This is a genomic window from Kitasatospora sp. NPDC023118, from assembly GCF_055560875.1.
In genome coordinates this window covers 172,314-194,029 of record NZ_JBVHHW010000001.1, presented here as the reverse complement: position 1 = coordinate 194,029, position 21,716 = coordinate 172,314, and the positions used below count along the sequence as shown (strand labels likewise).

Below are 21,716 nucleotides of genomic sequence, written 5' to 3'. Positions count from 1 at the left end.
CGGGGGTCAGGCGTCCTCGTCCGGAGGGGTCGCGCGGAGGGCGGTGATCACGCCCAGGGCGACGGTCGCGAACGCGAGGGCGAGGAGGGCGGCGAACGCCGCCCCGATCAGGAATCGCACGGGCGGTCTCGCTCGGCGTCGAGGAGCAGGGTGAGGAGGTTGAGCAGGGTCGAGACCGGCGCCGTGTTGAACCGGACGAGGACCCGCCCGTCGAGCGTGCGGTCCGTCGAGGCAGACGGCCAGACCAGCCCGAACTTCTTGCCGCGCTCGTGGAGTTCACCGAGGAGAGCGAGGACGTGCTCGTCCCGGTAGCCCCGGATGCGCGGATCCGTCGGCGTCATCGGCCGGCGTCGGCGCTTCACGCGACGGAGTCCAGCTCGAACCAGACCAGTTTGCCCCTTTCCTGGAGGTCGACGCCCCAGCGGTGCGTGAGCCCCTCCACGAGCTGAAGCCCCCGGCCCGACTCCGCGAGGAGGCCGGGCATGCACCGCTCCGGCATGGTCGGGCTCTCATCCGCGACGGCCACCCGGAGCGTGCGGTGGATGGCGAGGATCTGGACGACCGGCGCGGGGGTGGCGCCATGCCGCCAGGCGTTCACGAGGAGCTCGACGAGCGCGAGCTCCCCGTCGGCGATCACGGAGGGCGGGTACCCGACCCGCCCCATGGCGTCCCGGAGGGACTGCCGGGAGATGGCGAGCGAGGGCGTGTTGATGTGACGCATGGGAGAGCTCCCGAGATGCGAAGAAGTGGCGTGACAACAGCCAGACTTGACGATCCATCGGATCGCGTGACGTCGACCATACCGCAGTCGACGTCACATGTGATTCCAACCCGGACGGGTTCACCCTCAAGTGGACCCCGCGCACAGCAGCGCGGCAGACTTGGAGGCACCTCGGCAAGGAAGGAAGCGATGCCGCCACGAATCAACCCGACGCTCCGTCAACGCCGGATCGGTGCTGAGCTTCGGAAGATGCGCGAGGCCGCCGGCCTGTCGACCAACACCCTGAGCAGAGATCTCGGCATCGACAGGACTCAGGTCAGCCAGATAGAGGCGGCCAAGGTCGGTGTGAGCCCCGAGCGGCTCCGTTCCTTCGCCGCCGCCTGCAAGTGCATGAACGAGCCCCTGATCGAAGCCCTGGAGTCCATGGTTCAGGATCGGTCCAAGGGCTGGTGGGAGGAGTATCGCGGCACCATCCCGGACGGCTTCCTCGAAATCGCCGAGTTGGAGAAGGCCGCGACCAGCCTGGCACTGTGGGTCGTCACCCACATGCCAGGCCCCTGCCAGACCATCAGTTATGCCTCGTCCACTTTCGGCCGCCTGATCCCTCCGCTACCTCGCCACGAGTTGGAGGCTCGCACCGCATTCAGGATGCAGCGCAAAGCCGACCTGCGCCGCACTCAGAAGCCGATCACCTGCTTCATCTACGAGTCCGTGCTGTGGACCCGCTTCGGAGGCACCTCGATCCTCCGGGAACAGCTCGACTCGCTCATCGAGGATTCCGAACAACCCTGGATGACCATCCGAGTTGTACCGTTCGATATCGATACCTTCCCTGGCGCCGTCGAGAATCTTGTGTATGCGTCCGGAATGGTGCCAGAGCTTGACACCATCGAGGTCGAATCATCCCGCGGGTCCATACACCTGGATGCCGCCAGCGAGCTAGCCAGCTATCGATCCATCTTCAAGCGCACTGAATCAATGGCGCTGAGTGAGAGCGATTCCCGCGACCTGATCCGCAAGATCGCAAGAAACCTTTGAAAGGCCCAACATGACCAGCAGCGAATGGCAGAAGTCGTCCTTCAGCGGTAACGGTAACGACTGCGTGGAGGTTCGCACGGCGGACGGAGCGGTCGAACTCCGCGAGTCCGACGAGGGCCACCTCATCCTCCGCACCACCCCCACCACCTTCGCCGCCCTCCTCCACGGCATCAAAGCCGGCGAATTCGACCACCACGCATAACACCCCAACCTTCGCGGCCCCTCGCACGTTCGCGCGAGGGGCCGCAACTGCTCGTCCGGGAACTACCGGGGCCGGGGCGACGTCCGCCCGGGACCACGCCCGGGTGGCCCCCGCGCGCTCCCCCGAGTGCGGGTACGACTAGGAGTTGTCCGGTAGGAGTTGTCCGGTCGATCACTGTTCGCCAGTGCCGGTTGTCTGCACGGCCCCATAGCCTGCGCTCATGACCACCGAGGAGTACCTTTCTGCGATTGACACGTTGCTCGCACAGCCGTTCCCGGAGGCGAGCTTCGTCGACGTCACCGGCTGCGGTGGCCCAGAGCACCGTGTGCGTGTCCTGCGGGTGAGTCGAGACTTCTGGGATGACGATGACGGGCAGGCTTGGGTTGAGGCCGAGGCCGATCTGCGCGCTTGCCTCGACGCCCTGGTCGCAGGCCTGACGACGCGCTGGGGTGATCCGTTCGTTGTGGACCTCAGGCCGTATCTCAGTGCCGGCTGTGAGGGCGAGGTGGTTCCCGAGCCGCTCGACTTCCTCAGCCAACAGGCCATAAGCATGCAGGTGTGGTCACTGCGGGATCGCGGTCGTTGGCTCGCGCTCGCAATCGGCCAGGCCGACAAGGAACTGCCTCTCGAACTGCTTGCCGCGGTCGGCCGCGCCTCCGCACTCGACCTGAACGCGGGTAACCGGTCATGAGCGGAGCCAAAGGATGACAGCTGCGGCTGTGACAGTCCCGAGGAACACCTAGCCGCGCTTGTCATACCGGGTGGCCACCGCGCGGAAGTTCTGCGTGCGGTGGCGGATGTGCCGTAGTACTCCTGGGAGTTCCAGAGACACGTCTGTTCTCACTTGGAGTCGCCCCATGTCCGTCCGTCGCGTCGTGCCCAACATCCAGTCAGAGGCTGCGCAGGAGAGCCGGGAGTTCTACGGCCTGCTGGGATTCGAGGAGGTCATGAACCACGGCTGGATCATGACACTCGCCTCCCCGTCCAGTCCGGCGGCGCAGGTCAGCATCATGGCCAGCGACAAGACGGCACCGCTCACCCCCGACATGAGCGTGGAGGTGGACGACGTGGATGCGGCCTATGCGGTCATGCAGGAGAGCGGTGCGGAGATCGTCTACCCCTTGCAGGACGAGGAGTGGGGAGTGCGGCGGTTCTTCGTCCGCGACCCCAACGGCCGCGTGGTCAACGTGCTGGGCCACCACTGACGCCTCTACCGCGCCACCGGGACGGTGCTGGTCACAGCCACTCGTTGAGGACTGCGACCAGCACCGTCGCCTCGTAGCGAACCGCGAGCTTGTCATACCTCGTGGCCACGGCCCGGTGGCGCTTGAGACGCATCAACGGTGGCCGAGCCCACTGCGGCCGGGAGCAGACCGGCGGAGCGCCAACTCCCGCCCCGCCGATTCCGATCCGGTAGTCGTACGGCTCAACTCCGCCGGTAGTACGTCTCGATCGGCCCGCGTGCCTCCTCGAACAGCGCCGGACCGTCCTGCGGCACCACCGGCCAGGCGCCCGACTCCGGGTTGAGCTCGACGAGTTGCTCGGTCGCCAGCGCGTACACCACCCGCCCGAGCCCGGAGCGGACGATCGCGCCCGCGCACATGCCGCAGGGCTGACAGCTGGTGTACATGGTCGTACCGGCGGCCTCCTCCGGGGTCAGCTCCCGGGCGGCCCAGCGGGCGAGCTTGAGTTCTGGGTGCGCGGTGATGTCGTCGTCCCGCCGGACGGTGTTGTGGGCCTCGGCCAGGACCGTCCCGTCCGATCCGGCCAGCAGCGAGCCGTACGGCGCGTCGCCCAGTTCGACCGCCCGGGCCGCGACGGCGATCGCGCGCCGCAGCAGCGCCTCGTCGGCAACCGTGATCATGACTGTGCCTCCCCTTGGACCTTCCAGTGTTCCGAAACCGTCGTCAGAGCCTGCCACGCCTGGTCGTACCGACGGGTCTCCTCCGGGTCCCCGTGGTACGGGTCCAGCACCACGGCCTCGGCGCCCAGCTCGCGCAGCTCCGCGAGGTCGCCCATCACCTGCGCCAAGTCGCCGACCCCGGCCAGCCGTTCGGGGTCGTCCACCGGCGCGTCCGTCAAGCGCAGCGCGATCCGCGGCGCGAACCCCGGCAGCTCGTGCTCCGCCAGCACCGAGCGCATCCGCGCGATCGGCAGCCGCAGCGGGTGCCAGGCGTCGCCGAACTTCACCGCCCGACGGAGCGCCGCCTCGCTGTGCCCTCCGATCCAGACCGGCGGCGCGGCGGCGCCCTGCCCCTGCCAGGCCTCCCGGATCGCCCCCAGGTACTCGTCCGTCAGCCGCCCCCGCGCGGCGAACGGCACCCCGAGCGCGTCGAACTCCTGCCGTGCCCAGCCGACTCCGACGCCGAGCACGAACTGCCCGCCGCTGAGCCGGCACAGGCTGTCCGCCATCCGCGCCACCAGCAGCGGGTGACGGTACGGCAGCACCAGCACCGTCGTCCCGATCCTCAGCCGTCCGTCGGTCACCCCCGTCAGCCACGACAGGGTCGTGAACGGGTCGTAGAACGGCTCCGGGTAGCGCTCGGCCACGTCCGCGGTCACGGCCACGTGGTCCGACACCATCAGCAGGTCGAACCCGAGGTCCTCCATCACCACCGCCCAGGCGTGCAGCACGCCGGGGTCGGTGCCCGGTCCGAAATTCGGTACGTTGACGCCAAGTTGCATGCCCCGAGGCTATTCCCGGGCACACCCCGCCCGGAACAAGATCCTCCCGGTGATCACTGCCGTTCGCCGCGAATCTCCCGGTAATATCGCCCGGTGACCGCGAACCTCGACGACACCGACTGGGCGATCATCGACCAGCTCCAGCAGGAGGCCCGGATCTCCCTCAGCGAGCTGGGCCGCCGGGTCAGCCTCAGCCCCTCCGCCACCACCGAACGGGTGAGGAACCTGGAGTCGCTGGGCGTCATCACCGGCTACCACGCCACCGTCGACCTGGCCAAGGTCGGCTACCCGGTGCTCGCCGTCGTCCGGCTAAAGTACCCGGGCAACCGCCACCAGCCGCTGCACCGCGTGCTCGCCGACCGCCGCGAGATCCTGGAGTGCCTGCGCACCACCGGCGACGACTGCTACACCCTGAAGGTGGCCGCGACCTCCATGGAACACCTGGAGACCCTCGTCGACGAGCTCGCCGGCTTCGGCAGCACCACCACCAGCGTCGTCTACAGCCAGACCCTCCCCCGCCGCGGCCCCGCGCGGCCCTGAACCCCGGGCCGGCCGGAGTGGGACGTCGGACCGGCCGACTTCCCGCTCCGGCCGACCCGACGCCGGATCAGTCCTCCAGGTCCGCGAGGAAGTCCACCGCCGCCGCCCAGGCGCGCTCGGCGGCCTCCTCGTCGTAGTCGGGCAGCTCCGGGTCGGTGAACAGGTGCCCGGCGCCCTGGTAGCGGTGCACCTCGACCTCCGCGCCCGCGCGCCGCATCCGCAGGTACCAGGCGTTCAGCCAGTCCTCCGGCTCGTACGGGTCCGGGTCGGCCATGTGCAGCTGGACGGGGATCGAGGTCGCCGCGTCCTCCCGCAGGTCGGAGGTGCCGTGCAGGAGCAGCAGGCCGCGCGCCTTCTCGTCCGCGAGGGCCAGGTTCTGCGCGATCGCGCCGCCGAGCGAGAAGCCGGCGTACACCAGCCCGCCCTCGGAGAGCGGGGCGACGGCGGTGACCGCTCGCTTCAGCAGTTCGTCGCTGCCGCCGATCTCCTCCTGGTAGGCGCGCGAGGCCTCGGGGTCGTCGAAGGTCCGCCCCTCGAACAGGTCCGGGGTGTGCACGGTGTGCCCGGCGGCGCGCAGCCGGTCGGCGGCGGCGTGCACGGCCGGGCGCAGGCCGTGGGCGGAGTGGAAGAGGACGATCTGGGCCACGGTTCGGGGTCCTTCACCAGACGAAATCAGGGGTACCCGCCCATGATCCCCCATTCCCACCGACCCGCCCGGTCGCACGGCCCGACGGCCCGACGGCCCCCGACGGCCCGACGGCCCGACGGCCCCCGGCGGCCCTACGCCGCCGGGGGCCGAGTGCCGGTCAGGCCTGCGGGGTCCAGGCCGCGACCAGGTCGAGCAGCCCGGGGAACCGGGCATTGAGGTCGTCCACCCGCACGTGGCTGCGGCGCTCCAGCCCGTACTGGCGCTGGCGCGTCACCCCCGCCTCACGCAGCGCCTTGAAGTGGTGCGTGAGCGAGGACTTGGGACGGTCGAAGCCGAACCATCCGCAGGAGTGGTCGAAGTCCTCGGACTCCAGCAGGAGTTTACGGACGATGGTCAGCCGCAGCGGGTCGCTGAGCGCGCCCATCACGTTCTCCAGGCGCAGCTCCTCGACGGCCGGCTCGGCGAGCGGTTCGGGCAGGTCGGACGGCTCCGGAAGCACCTTGAAGACGGGTGCGTCGGCCGTGGTCGTGGTCATAGGCAGCTCCTCAACTCCTCATAACCCGGTTCCTATGCTGTACGACTTTCATCGTACTGCATGCTAAGTTCGACTCGACTCGTACTGCTGGAGAGCCAACAGTCAGACCGGGAGGAACCGTCATGTCCGAGACCAGGACCGCACCCGTCCAGGCCGTCGAGGAGGTGCAGCGCACCGCCAAGGCCGCCACCACCGCCACCCCCGCCGCCACTGCCAAGCCCGCTGCCCCGCTGTGGTGGGTGTGGCTGGCCGCCTGGCCGGTCACCGCCGTCTTCGTCCTCTCGAACGCGGCCACGCCGCTGTACGTGCTGTGGCAGCACGACATCGGCTTCTCCAAGGGCACCCTGACCGTGGTGTTCGCGTTCTACATCGTCGGCCTGATCGGCTCGCTGCTGGTCTCCGGCGTGGTCTCGGACCGGGTCGGCCGCAAGCCCGTCCTGCTCCCGGCACTGGCACTCGGACTCGCCGCCTGCCTGATCTTCGGAACGGCCACCAGCGTCGCCGCGCTGATCGTGGCGCGACTGTTCACCGGCATCGCGGTCGGCGCGGTCGTCTCGGCCGGCATGGCCGCGGTCACCGACGTCGCCGGGCCCGAGCGCAAGCGGATCGCCGCCCTGCTCGCCTCCTGCGCGATGGTCTTCGGCGCCGGCCTCGGCCCGCTGCTCGCCGGTGTGCTCTCCGAGCTGGCCCCCGGGCCGACGGTCACCGTGTTCATCGTCGAGGCCGTGGTCCTGGCCAGCGCCGTCCTGGTCGTCCTGCGGATGCCGGTGCGCCGCCCCGAGAACCGCGGCAAGGGCGCCTGGATCCGGGTGCCCGGTGTCCCCAGCGGCAACGGCCGTCAGCTCGCCCTCGGCATCGCGGTCTTCGCCCCCGGCATCACCGCCACCTCGTTCGTGCTCTCGCTCGGCCCGTCGCTGCTCTCCGGCCTGCTCGGCACCACCAACCGGATCGTCGCCGGCGCCATGGCCTTCGTGATGTTCCTCGCCGCCACCGGCGTGCAGTTCGCCGTCCAGAAGCTGCGCCGCCGCACCATCCTGACGGCCGGCGCGGTGAGCACCATGCTGAGCATGGTCGCGCTGATCATCGCCGTGCACTCCGAGGCGGTCGCGGTCCTCGTCATCGCCGCGCTGCTGGCCGGCGCCGGCCAGGGCATGGGCCAGCTCGGCGGCCTGTCGCTGCTCAACTCCACCGTCGCGCCGCAGCGGCTCGCCGAGGCCAACGCCGCCCTCAACGTGGGCGGTTACATCCCGGCCGGCATCCTGCCCGTCTCGGCCGGCTACCTCAGCGACGCGGTGGGCCTGACCAACGGCGCCACGATCTTCGGCGCCGTGCTGACCGCCATCGCGGTGATCGGCGGCCAGGTGGTCCTGTCCACCAAGCGCAACGTGACCGACCCGGCCTGACCGGCCCGTACGAGACAGCACGCCCTCCCGGGGGACGGTGCACCGGCTGCCCAGCCGTGCACCGTCCCCCGGGCGTCTGCCGTTTCCGGCCGACGGACGCCCACCGCGTCCACGGTGGGCGGACGTCCGCCGTTCACGGCAGAGGGGCTTTGCGGGCGGAGCCGGCTCACTCCGTCCGCAAAGCCCGGAACAAGAGACCGCTCAGATCCCGCCAACGCGCTACCACGTCGGCCCGTCCACTGAGAACGTCGGAGACATGCTGCGAACCGAAGAACGCGGACACCAGCGAGCGCGCCGCGTGCCCCGGCACGACGTCGGCGCGCAGCTCGCCCGTCTCCTGGGCGGAGGTCAGCAGCGACTCCAGCAGGGAGACCCAGTCCACGTACGGGGTGGGCAACTCGGCGTCGATCTGCGGCCGTTCGATCTGCAGCCGGGCGCCGGCCTGGACGATCACGTCGTCCTGGAACGCGACGGCCGCCCGGTCCAGCATCCGGGCGGCGGTCTCCAGCGGGCCGACCTCCTCCCGGGCGACCTCATCGAGCAGTTTCGGCCAACGTGCGTAGTGCTCCTCCACGATCGCCACGGCCAGGGCTTCCTTGGTCGGGTAGTGGAAGTACACGGCGCCCTTGGTCATCTCGACCCGGTCGGCGACGTCCTTGACCGATGTCTGGCGGAAGCCCCGCTCGGTGAACAGCTCGGCGGCCCCCATCAGGACCCGCTGCCGGGTCCTGGCAGAACGCTCCTGTTTGGGGTCGGAACCCCTCCGAACTGGGGTTTTGGGTGGGGCGAAGGCGATGGCTTGCGGCTCCGGCATGTAGGGAATTCTCCGTCGTCGGTCGGCAGGGCGCCGTGTCGGGTGGACAGGGTGTCGCGGGTCGATCGTGTTCGGTCGTGTTCGATGACAAAAAACTTACCCCTCAAGATTCCTTCCTGAAGGTATATTTCTCGGCGTCGCCACGTGCCGCGTCGGGACGATACCGGCGCATGGGCTGGCACGGCGAGCCAGGAGGGGGATCTGCACATGCATGTCATGCCTGGACTTGAACTGATGACCGGCCGTCCGGGGCCGGAGCACCACTGGAAGACCATGGAGTTCGAGCGCCGCGTCCCGCGGACGTCCGTCCACAAGGCGGCCGACGCGGAAGTCCTGCTCACGGACGTGCAGCGGCTCGGCCCCGACCGATTCGCGGTCGCCGCCCGCTGGGACCGCGACCACTACCTCGCCCACCACGGCGGCCCCGCGGCCGACCCGGTGATGCTGGCGGAGACCACCCGCCAGACCGCCATCCACCTGTCCCACCGCTTCCTCGACATCCCGTACGGCATGCCGTTCGTGCTGAGCGAGGCCTCCGTCGACCTGGCCGGAACGCTCCCCCCGGTGGGGCCGGAGCACCTCTCCGTCGGGCTCGACGTCATCTGCCGCGGCCCCGCCGAGGGCGCCCGGCGCCTGCGCCTGGAGCTGGAGGCCGACGTCCTGGTCCGCCACCGCGTGATCGGTAGAACCCGGCTGCACTGGGAGCCGATGGAGCCCAGCCGCTACGCCATGCTGCGCCGGCGTGGCGGCGGCGAGCCCCTGCTGTCGCCGCTGCCCGAGCCGCCCCGGATCCCGCTGTCGCCGGCCACCGTCGGCCAGTTCGCCGAGCGGGACGTGCTGATCGCCGCCGACCCGATGCGGGCCAACGCCTGGTGGCTGCGACTGGACCCGGACCACCCGGTGCTGTTCGACCACGAGTCCGACCACGTGCCGGGCATGGCGCTGGTCGAGGCGTTCCGGCAGGCCGGCCGGGTCGCCGCAGCGGACCGACGGCCGGGCGCGAGCGGCGTGACACTGCTCACGGTGAGGTTCACGGCCTTCGGCGAGCTGGACGCGCCCGTGGCGATCACCGCCGAGCCGACCGGCCTCGGCCGCGGCGTCTTCACCCTGCGCGCCCACCAGGGCGAGCGGGAACTCGCCCACGCCACGGTCCGCTGCGGCGTGGCCGAGCCCGCCCGCACCCTCCTGGGGGCGGCGTGCTGACCACCCTCGGGACCACTTCCCGGGCCACTTCCCGGGCCACTCGCCCGGCGACCCGAGTGGCCGCCCAAGGGGCCGTCCATGCGCTCACCGACCTGACCACCCCCCGGACCACCTCCCGGGCGACCCAAGGGGCCACCGACCTGACCACCCCGCTGACCACCGACCTGCCGGCCGCCGCCGAATCGCTGGACGGCCGGAACACCACCGGCCCCCGGGCGGCGTTCAGCCTGCTCACCAAGCTCGCGCTGCACGACGCCCCCACCGCCGAGGAGCAGCGCGGGCTCACCCCGCAGGTCGCCGCCGCCCTGGTCGACGCGGGCTTCCCGCGCCACTTCGTCCCGTCCCGGTGGGGCGGCACGGCCGGGAGCTTCGCCGGGCTGCTCGCCGACGCCTCGACCGTCGCGCAGGCCTGCGCCGCCACCGGCTGGTGCGCCGCGCTGTTCGCGGCGCACGGCCGGCTCGCCGCCTACCTGCCGGAGCAGGGGCAGCGCGACCTGTGGGCGCAGGGCCCGGACGTCCGGATCGCCGCCTCGATCGTCCCGCCGCAGGGCCGTGCCACCGAGGTGGCCGGCGGCTGGCGGCTGGACGGCGAGTGGCGCACGGCCAGCGGGGTCGACCACGCGGAGTGGGTGCTGCTGGCCTCCTGGACCTTGGGGCCGGACGGTCTCCGGGAGCACCGGATCTTCGCCGTGCCGCGCGCCGAGCTGACCGTCCTCGACACCTGGGACCCGGTCGGCCTGCGGGGCAGCGGCAGCAACAGCGTGGCGGGCGACGGCATCGTCGTCCCCGAGCACCGCTCGTTCACCCTGAGCGCGCTGCTGAGCCCGCTGCCCGACGCGGCGCGCTGCCACCGGGTCCCCTACCCGATGGTCGCCGGGCTGATCTTCGCGGCGCCGGTGCTCGGGGCGGCCCGGGCGGCGCTGCGAGCCTGGACGGACGAATGCGGGCCGACCGCGCCGGGCAAGCCCGGCCGGAGCCTGCTACTGGCCGCCACATCCACGCGGATCCACGCGGCGGGCTTGCTGCTGGAGTGCGCCGCCGACCGTGCGGACCGCGGCGCGGTCACCCCGCTCTCGGTGGCCGAGAACCGCCGGGACGCGGCCACCGCGGCCGCGATGTGCCGGGAGGCGGTGGACGAGCTCTTCCACGCCTCGGGCATGCGCGGCCAGTCCTCGGACAGCCGGGTGCAGCGCGCCTGGCGGGACGTCACGACTGCCGCCGGGCACGGCGCCCTGGACCTCGAAACGGCGGCCGGGGCGTACGCGGAAGCGGCCCTGGCGAGCCGGGACGGGCGGTGACGGCACCGGCTCCGCGGGTACGCCCCGCGCTCGCCTTCTTCGACGTGGACGAGACCGTGATCGCCGAGAAGAGCCCGGTCGCGTTCTGGCGGTACTGGCAGGGCCGGCACCCCGGCCGGGTCGCCGCCGGCCTCCCGGACCTGTCGTCCGAGGTCGCGGCGACCCCCGACCGGGAGGCGCTGAACCGCCGGTACTACCGGCGCTACGCGGGCGTACCGCTGGCCGAGCTGGAGGCGGCCGGGCGGAGCTGGTACGAGGAGTACCGCCGCGGCGCTTCGGCCTTCGTGCTGCCCGCCCTCGCCGCCGTCGCCGAACACCGGGCCGCGGGCCGCGCGGTCGTGCTGGTCTCGGGCTCGATGCGCCCTCTCCTCGCCGCGCTGGCCGAGGAGTTGGGCGCGGCCCTGGTCTGCACCGAGCTACTGGCGGACGCCGACGGAGTGTTGACCGGCGAGGTGCTGCGTCCGATGATCGGGCAGGCCAAGGCCGAGGCCGCGGTCCGGCTGATGCGCGAGCACGGCGCCGACCCGGCCGACTGCTTCGCGTACGGGGACCACGAGAGCGATCTCGCCCTGCTGCGCGCGGTGGGGCGGCCGGTGGTGGTGGGGGACTCCCCGCTGCTGAACGAGGAAGCGGAACGCTCCGGCTGGCCGGTGACCCCGGCCCGCCGGGGCCCGTTGGAGGCGGGACACGCATGATCAGCTCGGCGGACCGGAAGGTTGAGACAACATTCCGTCCCGATGGTATGTATGTGCTCTCGCTCATCATGGAGGGTACGAACGTGGCGAAACAGGAACGGGCGCGACGCACACGGGAGAAGGTTCTGACGGCTGCGGCCGAGGTCTTCGCCGGGCAGGGCTACAGCAGCACCACGCTGAACGCGGTGGCCGAGCGCATCGGGATGACCAAGGGCGCGCTGTACGGGCACTTCCCCTCGAAGAGGTCGCTGGCCGGGGCTCTGATCAACGAGTCCCGGCACACCTGGGCGAGTCTGCGGGCCGAGCACGACGCCCCGGGCACCGACCCGGGGGCCGTCCTCGAACGCGTCGTGGTGGGTTTCGCCGGCCGGCTGCAGTCGGACGTGCGGCTGCGGGCCGCGCTCCGGCTCGCCGCCGAATGCCCGAACCTGGCACAGTCGCTCTCCGGCGTCCTCGTCGATATACACAACGCCCTGACGGAACTGGTCCGCCGAGCCCAACGCGGCAATGGCTTCCCCGGCTACTCGCCGCAGCTCGTCGCCGCCCTGCTGATGATCGTGATGTACGGGCTGCTGAACGCTCCCGCCGGGTGCGCCGAGATCGCGGGCGCACCCGGCGGGCAGCCGCTGTGGCGCCTGCTGTTCACGGCGCTGACCGGGAAGGGAGGGCTGGACTCCGCATGCCCGGAGGACGGTTCGGAGACAGGCCCCGCCTCGGGCCCTGTTTCCGGCCCGTAAAAAATACCTTCTGGAACGAATTCTTGTGTCATGCTGCACCGTGGGCCCCGACCCGCTCGGGGCCCACCAGGCGCACAACCCCTGCGCGGGGCAGGGGCGACACCGCTTGGTACGACGCTTTGGAGGAAGCGGATGAGCGTGCTGGACGAGTGGACGGGCCGACGCACCTCGGCACACGTGGGCCCCGACGCACCCGGACCGGATCCGGCCGACGACGTCCTGCTCCGCGCGATGGCCGACGCCCGGGACGTCGACGATTTCGACATGCGACACCTTCGGTATTTCCTGACCGTGGTCCGCGCCGGCACCGTCTCGGCCGCCGCCCAGGAACTCCGGATTTCCCAGCCGAGCCTCAGCCAGCAAATTCGACGGCTGGAACAGAGAATCGGTGCGGCGCTGTTCATCCGAAGTTCCCGCGGTGTTGAACTGACCGCCGGCGGCCGGGCATTCCTCCGGGAAATCCAGGGAATTCCCGGCCAGCTCCGCTCGGCCATCGCCGCCGTCGCCCCGGCGCCGCAGGTGTGGCCCGTCGGGGTGTGCGGCGGAGTTCCGGCCGAGGTCCTGATCGAGGTCCAGAACGGCCTTTCCGGGCGCCGTATCCACAACGGCCACCAGGCCGCCCACCAGCCCGGCGCGAAGCTGCGGATGCGCTCGGTGGACGCCGCCGACCAGGGCGAGCTGCTGCGGCACGGCGAGATCTCCTTCGGCATCGTGCGCCTGCCCATCCCGGTGCCGCACGTGGTCTGCGCCGTGGTCCGGGACGAGCCGCTCGGCGTCGTCATGGCCCGCGAGCACCCACTCGCCACCCGGCCCGAGCTGACCCTGCGGGACCTCTCCCGGCAGCGCCTGCTCTGGTACGACGAGGGCTGCGCGCCCGGGTTCGCCGAGTCCGTACCCGCGCACCTGGCCCGGCTCGGCTGGAACACCGTGCTGCACCCGGCCGACCAGGACCAGCCCGCGCTATTCCTGCACGCCCTGCGCACCACCGCGGACCTGGTCGCCCTGCGCCCGCGGCGCGCCGTGGAGCGCGAGCCGCACCTGGTGTGGCGGCCACTGCCGACCCCCAGACCGCCGCGCGAGCGCCTCGCCGTCACCGCAGTGCGGGGCAGCCACACCGCGCGCGTCCTGCAGGAGGTGTCCGCCGAGCGCGGCTGGCTGTTCCTCGCCGAGTAATCCCCCCCCCGCCGGTCCGGCGCGCGCACCGCGCCGGACCGGCCCCTTGGCCGGCGTGTGATCCGGGTCTCCCCCTACCCGGATCACACGCCTTTTCGCGTTTCCGTCAACCCCCCGCTGTCCAGCCGGTATAGCACCGCCTTATGGCGGTCACACGGTTTACGTCTTGGACGCCGTTCGAATCCCCCGGCTAATGTCCTCACCAGAGCGCAGCACCGAGCAGTACCGGGCAATGAAGCCCAGTACGAAGCAGCTCAGTACAGCTCAGTACAACGCGGGCCCCCTTCCGAAACGGTTCCGATCCGTGGAATACCCCGCCCCCCCGCCGCGCGGAATTCAGCGTCGAATTCGCCGCGCCACCCGTCCTCCTCGGCCCGTCGGGCCGGGCCAGACAAACGAACCGGACCAAGGGAGCATCGTGATCTCGACCAAGCTGACGGAACTGCTCGGCATCGACCACCCGGTCGTCTGCGCCCCGATGGGCGGAGTGACCGGCGGCCGACTCGCCGGCGCCGTGACGGCGGCGGGCGGCCTCGGCCTCGTCGGCGTCAGCTACGGCGACCCGGCGTTCATCGACGAACACCTGCCGCAGGCCGCCGAGACCGGCGGCGTCTGGGGCGTCGGGTGCGTCATGTTCACCTTCGACGAGCGGCCCGGCCTGTGGGACAAGGTGCTCGGCTACGCCCCGCCGGTCGTCGAGCTCTCCTTCGGCAGCGCCACCCAGGTGCAGAAGTACGTGGCCTCCGCGACCGAGGCCGGCTCCAAGGTCGTCGTCCAGGTGCACGACCCCGCCCAGGCCGCCATCGCCCTGCGGGCCGGGGCCCATGTGATCGTCGCCCAGGGCGCCGAGGCCGGCGGCCACCACGCCTCCCGCGCCACCCTGCCCCTGATCCCGGCCGTCCTGGACGTCACCCGGGGCCGGGTGCCGGTGGTCGCGGCGGGCGGCTTCGCGGACGGCCGCGGCCTCGCGGCGGCCCTCGCGCTCGGCGCCGACGGCGTGATGATGGGCACCCGCTTCGCCGCGACCGAGGAGTCGATGGCCTCCCCCGGCTTCAGGTCCCACCTGGTCTCCGCGAGCACCGCGGACACCGTCAACACCCGTTCCTTCGACGTCGTGCGCGGCATCCCGTGGGACCAGGTCTACACCGCCCGCGCCGTCGTCAACGACTTCACCCGCACCTGGACCGGCCGGGACGCCGAACTGGCCTCCCGCCGGGGCGAGATCGAGCCCGCGTGGAACGCCGCCGTTGCCCGCGACGACACCACCCAGCGCGCCATGCTCGTCGGCGAGAACCTCGACCAGATCCAGGACATCCAGCCCGCCGCCCAGGTCGTCCACGGCGTCGTGGCCGACGCGGAGCGGATCCTCTCCGGGCTCTCCCGGCACCTCGGCGCCCCCACCGCCTGAGCCCGCCGCCCTCCCCCGTACCCCCGCCGGGCCCGCACCCGGCACCTCCCCCACACCCCCAACCACCGGATCCGTCCACACAACCCGGAGAACCCGTTGATCCACGTACTGACCCTCACCTACCTGACCCCGCGTGAGACCGTCCTCGCCCACATGGCCGAGCACAAGGCCTGGCTGCGCGAGCACGGCGACCAGGGCCGCATCCTGCTCAGCGGCCCCCGCCCCGACGGCGGCGCCGTCATCATCACCGCCGACCTCGACGACATCCAGGTGCGCGAGCTCATCGAGAGCGACCCCTGGCACAAGCTGGGCATCGCCTCCTACGCCCAGCTCTCCTTCGAGGGCCGCAACGCGAGCCCCGGCGTGATCACCTCCCCGGTGCAGGACGACGGCGTCCTGCTGATCAACGTGGCCACCACCGACGACGCGGCCGCCAGCGTGGACGCGCTCGCCTCGGCCGTCGACCACGTCGCCGCCACCGCCGACGGCTTCCGCGGCTCCCGCCTGCTGACCAGCGTCGACGGCGACGCCATGGTCAACTTCGCGGCCTGGTCGAGCCAGGCGGAGTTCGACGCGATCTTCCAGGACGAGGAGTTCATGCGCCGCTACCAGGCCTTCGCCGAGACCACCACCGGCGCCAAGTTCCGGCTCTACCGCACCAGTCGGGTCATCACGCCCAACCGCTGACCCCGTACCAGCCCGCGCGGACTCCCGGGAGAACCCTCAGGCGAGCCGCGAGGACCCCGCAGGAACCCCCCAGCAAATCCCGAACCTTCCACCCCACTTGGAGGAGAAGCACATGTCCGACGCGAACACCAAGGCCCAGTACGACCTCATCGTCATCGGCTTCGGCGCCGCCGGCCTGTCCGCCGCGCTGTCCTACGCCGAGGCCACCGAGGGCCGCGAGACCCCGGCGAAGATCGCGATCCTGGAGCGCTCCAGCGAGGAGGAGCGCGGCGGCGCCACCCGCTGGACCGGCGCGTTCCTGCGGATCAACGAGGACAAGCAGCTGGACACCGACTGGGCCGAGCACGTCAGCCGGGTCTCCGGCGGCCTCGCCGACATCGAGTACTGCCGCACCGTCGAGCGCGAGACCAAGCAGACCCTGGAGTTCGTCGAGAAGCACGGCGTCGAGATCGCCTTCGAGCACTTCCCGCTGCCGCACACCTTCGCCGCCGGCCAGCCGTCCATGGCCAAGCCGGCCAGCCCCCGCGGCGGTGGCGCCTCGATCGTCGAGCACCTGGGCTCCGCCCTGGAGAACGACCCGCGCGTCGACATCCGTTACCGGACCGAGGCGCTGCGCCTGACCATCACCGAGGACGGCACCGTCGACGGCGTCCTGGTCCGCGGCACCGACGGCCGCACCCAGCGGCTCACCGGCCGCGCCGTCGTACTGGCCTGCGGCGGCTTCCAGGGCAACCCGGAGATGCTCACCCGCTACGTCGGCGAGAAGGCCTGTGACCTGCCGCTGATCGCCCCCGGCATCACCAACAACCGCGGCGACGCGCTGCGGATGGCCCTGGAGCTGGGCGCCGACACCGCCGGCCAGTTCGACGGCATCCACGCCGAGCCCGTCGACACCCGTACCAACAAGGCCGACTCGGTCCTGTACGGCTTCGCCACCGGCATCTTCGTCAACCGCAAGATGGAGCGCTTCTTCGACGAGGGCCGCGACACCTGGGACAACACCTTCGAGCACGTCGGCTACGAGATCTGGAAGAACCAGGACCAGGAGGCGTACTGGATCGCCGACGCCAAGACGCTGGCCATCCCCGGCATCATGACCTCGCTGCTCAGCGACGTGCCGCCGGAGCAGGCCGACAGCCTGGAGGAGCTGGCCGGCAAGCTCGGCATCGACGCCGAGGCGCTGGAGAAGACCGTCGCCGAGTTCAACGCGGCCGTCGGCCCCGGCGAGTTCGACCCGACCCGGATGGACGGCAAGGCCACCGTCGGCATCGAGCCGAAGAAGTCCAACTGGGCCACCCCGCTGGACACCGCGCCGTTCATCGGCGTCCCGGTGACCTCCGCCATCTGCTTCACCTACGGCGGCATCCGCACCGACATGGACGGCCGGGTCGTCACCCCCTCCGGCACCGCCATCCCCGGCCTGTACGCGGCGGGCGAGGCCACCGGCCTCTTCTACCACGCCTACCCGCCGGCGACCTCGGTCCTGCGCTCGCTGATCTTCGGCCGGCTCGCCGCGCACCACGCCGCCGCCCAGCAGGCCTGATCCACCCCCAATCCACTGCACCTGGAGGAACCGTGAGCATCGTCAACATCGACGTCACCCTCCGTGACGGCGGTTACCGCAACGGCTTCAACTTCCCCCTGGAATACGCGCTGAGGCACGCCAAGCTCAGCGTCGAGGCGGGCTTCGACTGGGTCGAGATCGCCTACCGCAAGGGCTCGCTGGTGCCGATCCCGAACCTCGGGCTCACCGGCCGCGGCGACGACGAGTTCATCGCCGCCGTCGCCCAGGAGGTCGGCCCGGACCGGGTCGCGATGATCCTGCACCCGAAGAACATCACCGAGCAGGACCTGCCCGCGATGTACGCCGCCGGCGCCCGCCTGGTCCGCATCATCCTGCCGTCCAAGGGCTACGAGAAGGGCCTGGAGTACATACGCCAGGCCAAGGAGATCGGGTACACCGTCGGCGTCAACTTCGCCCGAATAAGCCAGTGGTCGGGCCGCGGCATCGTCGAGGTGGCCACCGCCGCCACCGACGCCGGCGCGGAGTTCGTCTACCTGGCCGACTCCAACGGCAGCCTCTCCCCGGTGGACACCACCGACCTCACCACCCTGACCAAGTCGGTCACCGGCGGCCCGGTCGGCCTGCACGCCCACAACAACCTGGGCCTCGCCCTGTCCAACGCGATCAGCGCGGTCGCCGCCGGCGCCACCTGGATGGACTCCTCGATCCAGGGCATGGGCAAGGGCCCGGGCAACCTGATCGCCGAGCAGTGGCTGGCGCACCTCGACCGCACCGACGCCGAGGCCTCCGCCCGCCTCCACCTGGGCCACGCCCTGGAGTTGGCGGAGCTGCTGCTCGCCACCGTCCCGGAGGGCACCCCCTCCCTCCCGCTGCCGGACCTGGTCCTGGGCCGCTACGACCTGCCGGTCGAGCACCGCAAGGACGTGGTGGGCGGCAGCCACCACGAGGGCATCGCCACCGCGCGCACCCTCGCCACCGTCCGGTGACCACCACCGGACGCACTGTGCCGGCGGCGGTCTTCGGACCGGAGACCGCCGCCGGCGCGGCACACGCCCTCGTCCTCGCCCCCGTCACCCCCCGCTGGGACGGCGGAGCCTTCTTCACCCCCGTCACCCGGGCGCTGGCCGAGGCCGGCCTGCGGGTGACGGTGGTGGACACCCTCTCCGCCTGGGACGAGGAGATCGACTCGCTGGCCGCCCTCGCCGCCCGCTGGCGCCGACTCCTCACCCGGTACGGCCCGGTGGACCTGCTCTGCGGGAACGCCCTCGGCGGAGCGGTGGCCCAGGCCCTGCTCCCCGGCCTCGCCCCGCACACCGCGGCGCTGCTCGTCTCGGGCCCGGCCCGCAGCGACACCGTCCTGGAGGCCAGGCTCACCGAGATCGCCGACCTGGCCGCCACCGGCCGCTCCGGCGAGGCCCTGGCCCTGCTCAACCGGCGCGTCCAGCCGCACGACCGCCGTTTCGAACCGGGGGCCGACACCCCCGAACCGCACGACCCGCAGGCCGGGCGCCGCCTCGCCGCCGGGATGCGGATGCTGTGCGGCATCGACCTGACCGACGCGGTGCGCGCCCACCCCGGCCCGCTGCTGCAGATCGTCGGCGGTCACTCCCAGCTGGTCGGCCACCGCCACACCGCGGCAGCCGACCACCACCGGGTGCACGTCATCCCGGGGGCCGGCATGCGCCCCCACTTCGAACGCACCGCAGAGGTGTCCGCCCTGGTCGGCACCTTCCTGCGGGAGAAGGGACTCAGCACATGAAGAGCGTCGCGGTACTCCCCGGCGACGGCATCGGACCGGAAGTCACCTCCGCGGCCCTCGACGTCGTGGACAAGCTCGGCCTCCGGCTCGACCTGCGCTTCGGCGAGATCGGCTGGGAGTGCTGGCGCCAGGAGGGCAACCCGGTCCCCCAGCGGACCTGGAAGCTGCTGGAGGAGACCGACACCTGCCTGCTCGGCGCCATCACCAGCAAGCCGCTGCGCGAGGCCGAGGCCGAACTGCCCGCCGAACTGCGCGGCACCGGGCTCACCTTCGTCTCCCCGGTCATCCAGCTGCGCCAGCGACTGAGCCTGTACGCCAACATCCGCCCGGTCATCGACCTGGTCGACGGCCGCTTCGACTTCACGGTGATCCGCGAGAACACCGAGGGCCTGTACGCCGGCTACGACTTCCACGGCCTGGACGACGCGCTCTGGAACGTGGTCCGCGACCACCCCAACGCCCAGGCCTCCGGCCCGGATTCGAGCAGCGTCACCCTGCGGCTGCAGACCCGGTTCGGCATGGACCGGCTGCTGCGCTACGGCTTCGAGTACGCCCGCTCGCACGGCTACGACCGGCTCACCCTGGTCGACAAGCCCAACGTGCTGCGCCACAGCAGCAACCACCTGCGCGAGCGCCTGGAACTGATCGCCGGCGAGTACCCGGAGATCGAGACCGAGATCCTCAACGTCGACGCGATCGCCCTGTGGCTGGTCCGCCGGCCCGAGCGCTTCGGCGTGCTGGTCGCCGAGAACATGTTCGGCGACATCCTCTCCGACCTCGGCGCCGGCGTCATGGGCGGCCTCGGCCTCGCCCCCAGCGGCAACATCGGCGACCACGGCAGCTACTTCGAGCCGGTGCACGGCAGCGCCCCCGGCATGGCCGGGCGGAACCGCGCCAACCCGATGGCGATGGTGCTCACCGTGGCCCAGATGCTCGACCACCTGGGCCTGCCCGTCCCCGGCGGCGAACTCCGGGCTGCCGTCCGCGCGGTCGCCAAGCGGCGCACCACCGTCACGTACGACATGGGCGGCACCAGCGGCACCCGCGAGGTCGCCCTGGCGGTCGCCGAGGAGCTCACCGCGGACGAGTCCCCCGAGTCCCCCGAGGACATCGTGGACCGGCTCGCCCGCCTCGACACCGCCTCCGTCTCCGACGCGCTGGACAGCCTCGGCGTCGGCGGCGTGCTGGCCGGCATCGCCCCCCGGGTGCCCGGCACCCGCGCCGCAGGCCGCGCCTTCACCGTCACCTACCAGCCCGTCGACAGCACCGCGGAGGGCTTCCGTAACGCCGCCAACTACCTGGACGACGTGCCCGAGGGCTCCTTCGTGGTGGTCGACAACGCCGGCGACACCAGCTGCACCAACTGGGGCTCGCTGCTGACCAGGCTGGCCCAGCGCCGCGGCGTGCGCGGCACCGCCCTGCACGGCTCGGCCCGCGACATCGCCGAGATCCGCGCCGCCGGGTACCCGCTGTTCAGCACCGGCGCCACCATGGTCAGCGGCAAGAACCGGGTGGAACTCGCCGCCACCGGCCGGGACGTCGTCATCGGCGGGGTCACCGTACGGCCCGGCGACATCGTCGTCGCCGACGACAACGGTGCCCTGGTGGTCCCCGCCGGACACGCCGCCGAGGTCGCCGAGCGGGCCGAGCGCGTCGAGCGGACCGAAAGCGCCATCGCCGAGGCCGTCGACGCCGGCCTGCGGCTCGACGAGGCCCGCCGCCGGTACGGCTACGCCAATCCCTGGGACGACGGCGGCGCCCAGCAGTCCCATGCGTGACCCGGCGGGGAGCGTGGTGGTGGACCTCCACTACCACGCCGGCCCCGACCTCTACCGCCGCCGCCTCACCTCCCTCGGCGCGGGCCGGGCCTACCAGGACGTCGGCGGGTGGGTGGTGCTCAAGAGTCACCTCAGCTCCACCGCCGCGCGCGCCTGGGAGGCCCGCCAGGAGGGGCTCCCGGTCTCCGGCACCCTCGTCCTCAACGAGCTGGCCGGCGGCGTCCGGCCCCGGGCCGTGGAGCAGGCGGTCTACGCCCACGGCCCGGACAGCCCGGCCCGCCTGGTCGTCCACCTGCCCACCCTGGTCGGCCACACCCACTGCTCACCGCTGCGCCGCACCCCGTTCCATCCCCTGCTCGACCCCGAACGGTGGCGGACCCGCCCGGTCCTCGACGACGACGGCCGGCTGTGCCGGGACGTGCGCGAGGTGCTCCGGGCGGCCCGCGACCTGCCGGTCGCGGTGGCCACCGGGCACAGCGACCGGGAGGCGGTGCTGCGCATCGTGGACGAGGCGGTCCGGCTCGACCTGCCGCGGCTGCTCCTCACCCACGCGACCCACCCCATGTCGGGCTTCACCCCCGACAACCTGACCGACCTGTCCCAGGTGCCCGGCCTGTACGTCGAGATCACCGCGCTGACCCTGTTGCTGGGCCACCGCGACGCCGGGCACCTGAGCGAGCTGGTGCACGCCCACCCCCGGGTGCTGTTCAGCTCCGACCTCGGACAGCCCGACCAGCCGGACGTGAAGGAATGGCTGGACCTGAGCGCGCAGTGGTTCCGGGCCGCCGGCCTGACGAATCGGGAGATCCGGGCCATCACCTGGGCCAACCCGGTGAACCTGCTGACGCCGTGAACGGACCTTCAAC

25 protein-coding genes are annotated in these 21,716 nt (G+C 71.8%); 18 read left to right on the top strand and 7 right to left on the bottom strand.

Features of this window, described 5'->3' with window-relative positions; genetic code table 11:
• Positions 1–107: 107 nt before the first annotated feature.
• Together ACZ3UD_RS00850 and ACZ3UD_RS00845 are read right to left on the bottom strand one after the other, a co-directional pair.
• A complete protein-coding gene (locus ACZ3UD_RS00850) occupies positions 108–362 on the bottom strand; it encodes a hypothetical protein (protein WP_465580778.1) in 255 nt (84 codons plus the stop codon).
• Positions 359–721 (bottom strand): ATP-binding protein, encoded by a 363-nt coding sequence (locus tag ACZ3UD_RS00845; protein WP_465580776.1) that lies wholly within the window; start codon positions 719–721, stop codon positions 359–361. The genes ACZ3UD_RS00850 and ACZ3UD_RS00845 overlap by 4 nt, the downstream gene beginning before the upstream one ends.
• 189 nt (positions 722–910) lie before the next feature.
• Between ACZ3UD_RS00845 and ACZ3UD_RS00840 the strand changes: the two genes are divergently transcribed.
• The 4 genes from ACZ3UD_RS00840 (at position 911) to ACZ3UD_RS00825 (ending at position 3,166) form a co-directional block, all read left to right on the top strand.
• The gene (locus ACZ3UD_RS00840; protein ID WP_465580774.1) at positions 911–1,759 is read left to right on the top strand and encodes a helix-turn-helix domain-containing protein; all 849 of its coding nucleotides are present in this window, start codon (positions 911–913) and stop codon (positions 1,757–1,759) included.
• A gap of 10 nt (positions 1,760–1,769) precedes the next feature.
• Positions 1,770–1,961, top strand: coding sequence for a DUF397 domain-containing protein (locus tag ACZ3UD_RS00835; RefSeq protein ID WP_465580772.1), 192 nt, complete (start codon positions 1,770–1,772; stop codon positions 1,959–1,961).
• A 220-nt stretch (positions 1,962–2,181) separates the two neighbouring features.
• Positions 2,182–2,652 carry a hypothetical protein gene (locus ACZ3UD_RS00830; RefSeq protein ID WP_465580770.1) on the top strand — a complete coding sequence of 157 codons (471 nt, stop codon included), beginning with the start codon at positions 2,182–2,184 and terminating at the stop codon, positions 2,650–2,652.
• A 166-nt stretch (positions 2,653–2,818) separates the two neighbouring features.
• Entirely contained in the window at positions 2,819–3,166 is a 348-nt protein-coding gene (locus tag ACZ3UD_RS00825; protein WP_465580767.1) for a VOC family protein, read from the top strand.
• A gap of 221 nt (positions 3,167–3,387) precedes the next feature.
• Here the strand turns inward: ACZ3UD_RS00825 and ACZ3UD_RS00820 are convergent, their stop codons facing one another.
• Both ACZ3UD_RS00820 and ACZ3UD_RS00815 read right to left on the bottom strand, forming a co-directional pair.
• Positions 3,388–3,825: a nucleoside deaminase gene (locus ACZ3UD_RS00820; RefSeq protein WP_465580765.1), complete on the bottom strand. Its 438-nt coding sequence runs from the start codon at positions 3,823–3,825 to the stop codon at positions 3,388–3,390.
• On the bottom strand, positions 3,822–4,646 hold the full coding sequence (locus tag ACZ3UD_RS00815) for an LLM class flavin-dependent oxidoreductase (RefSeq protein WP_465580763.1): 825 nt from the start codon (positions 4,644–4,646) through the stop codon (positions 3,822–3,824). Before ACZ3UD_RS00815 ends, ACZ3UD_RS00820 begins: the two co-directional genes overlap by 4 nt.
• 93 nt (positions 4,647–4,739) lie before the next feature.
• Between ACZ3UD_RS00815 and ACZ3UD_RS00810 the strand changes: the two genes are divergently transcribed.
• The gene (locus ACZ3UD_RS00810; RefSeq protein WP_465580761.1) at positions 4,740–5,186 is read left to right on the top strand and encodes an Lrp/AsnC family transcriptional regulator; all 447 of its coding nucleotides are present in this window, start codon (positions 4,740–4,742) and stop codon (positions 5,184–5,186) included.
• 67 nt (positions 5,187–5,253) lie between these two features.
• Here the strand turns inward: ACZ3UD_RS00810 and ACZ3UD_RS00805 are convergent, their stop codons facing one another.
• On the bottom strand, positions 5,254–5,832 hold the full coding sequence (locus ACZ3UD_RS00805) for a dienelactone hydrolase family protein (protein WP_465580759.1): 579 nt from the start codon (positions 5,830–5,832) through the stop codon (positions 5,254–5,256).
• A 160-nt stretch (positions 5,833–5,992) separates the two neighbouring features.
• The gene (locus ACZ3UD_RS00800) at positions 5,993–6,370 is read right to left on the bottom strand and encodes an ArsR/SmtB family transcription factor (RefSeq protein WP_380609326.1); all 378 of its coding nucleotides are present in this window, start codon (positions 6,368–6,370) and stop codon (positions 5,993–5,995) included.
• Between the two features lie 122 nt (positions 6,371–6,492).
• Here ACZ3UD_RS00800 and ACZ3UD_RS00795 point away from each other — a divergent pair, with 122 nt between their 5' ends.
• Positions 6,493–7,773, top strand: a complete 1,281-nt coding sequence (locus ACZ3UD_RS00795; protein WP_465580756.1) for an MFS transporter — start codon at positions 6,493–6,495, stop codon at positions 7,771–7,773.
• Positions 7,774–7,939: 166 nt separating this feature from the next.
• Here ACZ3UD_RS00795 and ACZ3UD_RS00790 read toward each other — a convergent pair whose 3' ends face one another.
• Positions 7,940–8,587 (bottom strand): ScbR family autoregulator-binding transcription factor, encoded by a 648-nt coding sequence (locus ACZ3UD_RS00790; RefSeq protein WP_465580753.1) that lies wholly within the window; start codon positions 8,585–8,587, stop codon positions 7,940–7,942.
• Between the two features lie 234 nt (positions 8,588–8,821).
• On the opposite strand from ACZ3UD_RS00790, the gene ACZ3UD_RS00785 reads away from it, so the two are divergent.
• The 12 genes from ACZ3UD_RS00785 (at position 8,822) to ACZ3UD_RS00730 (ending at position 21,703) form a co-directional block, all read left to right on the top strand.
• A complete protein-coding gene (locus tag ACZ3UD_RS00785; RefSeq protein WP_465580751.1) occupies positions 8,822–9,790 on the top strand; it encodes a ScbA/BarX family gamma-butyrolactone biosynthesis protein in 969 nt (322 codons plus the stop codon).
• A 56-nt stretch (positions 9,791–9,846) separates the two neighbouring features.
• Positions 9,847–11,088 carry an acyl-CoA dehydrogenase family protein gene (locus ACZ3UD_RS00780; RefSeq protein ID WP_465580749.1) on the top strand — a complete coding sequence of 414 codons (1,242 nt, stop codon included), beginning with the start codon at positions 9,847–9,849 and terminating at the stop codon, positions 11,086–11,088.
• Positions 11,085–11,783, top strand: a complete 699-nt coding sequence (locus tag ACZ3UD_RS00775) for an HAD family hydrolase (protein ID WP_465580747.1) — start codon at positions 11,085–11,087, stop codon at positions 11,781–11,783. The genes ACZ3UD_RS00780 and ACZ3UD_RS00775 overlap by 4 nt, the downstream gene beginning before the upstream one ends.
• Positions 11,784–11,866: 83 nt before the next feature.
• Entirely contained in the window at positions 11,867–12,520 is a 654-nt protein-coding gene (locus ACZ3UD_RS00770; protein WP_465580745.1) for a TetR family transcriptional regulator, read from the top strand.
• A 132-nt stretch (positions 12,521–12,652) separates the two neighbouring features.
• Entirely contained in the window at positions 12,653–13,693 is a 1,041-nt protein-coding gene (locus tag ACZ3UD_RS00765) for a LysR family transcriptional regulator (RefSeq protein WP_465580743.1), read from the top strand.
• Between the two features lie 418 nt (positions 13,694–14,111).
• Positions 14,112–15,101, top strand: coding sequence for an NAD(P)H-dependent flavin oxidoreductase (locus ACZ3UD_RS00760; protein ID WP_465580741.1), 990 nt, complete (start codon positions 14,112–14,114; stop codon positions 15,099–15,101).
• Positions 15,102–15,197: 96 nt separating this feature from the next.
• Positions 15,198–15,788 (top strand): YciI family protein, encoded by a 591-nt coding sequence (locus ACZ3UD_RS00755; RefSeq protein ID WP_465580739.1) that lies wholly within the window; start codon positions 15,198–15,200, stop codon positions 15,786–15,788.
• Positions 15,789–15,900: 112 nt separating this feature from the next.
• Positions 15,901–17,331, top strand: a complete 1,431-nt coding sequence (locus ACZ3UD_RS00750; protein WP_465580737.1) for an FAD-binding protein — start codon at positions 15,901–15,903, stop codon at positions 17,329–17,331.
• Positions 17,332–17,363: 32 nt separating this feature from the next.
• On the top strand, positions 17,364–18,299 hold the full coding sequence (locus ACZ3UD_RS00745) for a beta/alpha barrel domain-containing protein (protein WP_465580735.1): 936 nt from the start codon (positions 17,364–17,366) through the stop codon (positions 18,297–18,299).
• Positions 18,296–19,072, top strand: a complete 777-nt coding sequence (locus tag ACZ3UD_RS00740; protein ID WP_465580732.1) for an alpha/beta fold hydrolase — start codon at positions 18,296–18,298, stop codon at positions 19,070–19,072. Before ACZ3UD_RS00745 ends, ACZ3UD_RS00740 begins: the two co-directional genes overlap by 4 nt.
• Complete coding sequence (locus tag ACZ3UD_RS00735; RefSeq protein WP_465580730.1) at positions 19,069–20,850, top strand: isocitrate/isopropylmalate family dehydrogenase; 1,782 nt, start codon at positions 19,069–19,071, stop codon at positions 20,848–20,850. The genes ACZ3UD_RS00740 and ACZ3UD_RS00735 overlap by 4 nt, the downstream gene beginning before the upstream one ends.
• Positions 20,843–21,703: a DUF6282 family protein gene (locus tag ACZ3UD_RS00730; protein ID WP_465580728.1), complete on the top strand. Its 861-nt coding sequence runs from the start codon at positions 20,843–20,845 to the stop codon at positions 21,701–21,703. Before ACZ3UD_RS00735 ends, ACZ3UD_RS00730 begins: the two co-directional genes overlap by 8 nt.
• Positions 21,704–21,716 lie beyond the last annotated feature (13 nt).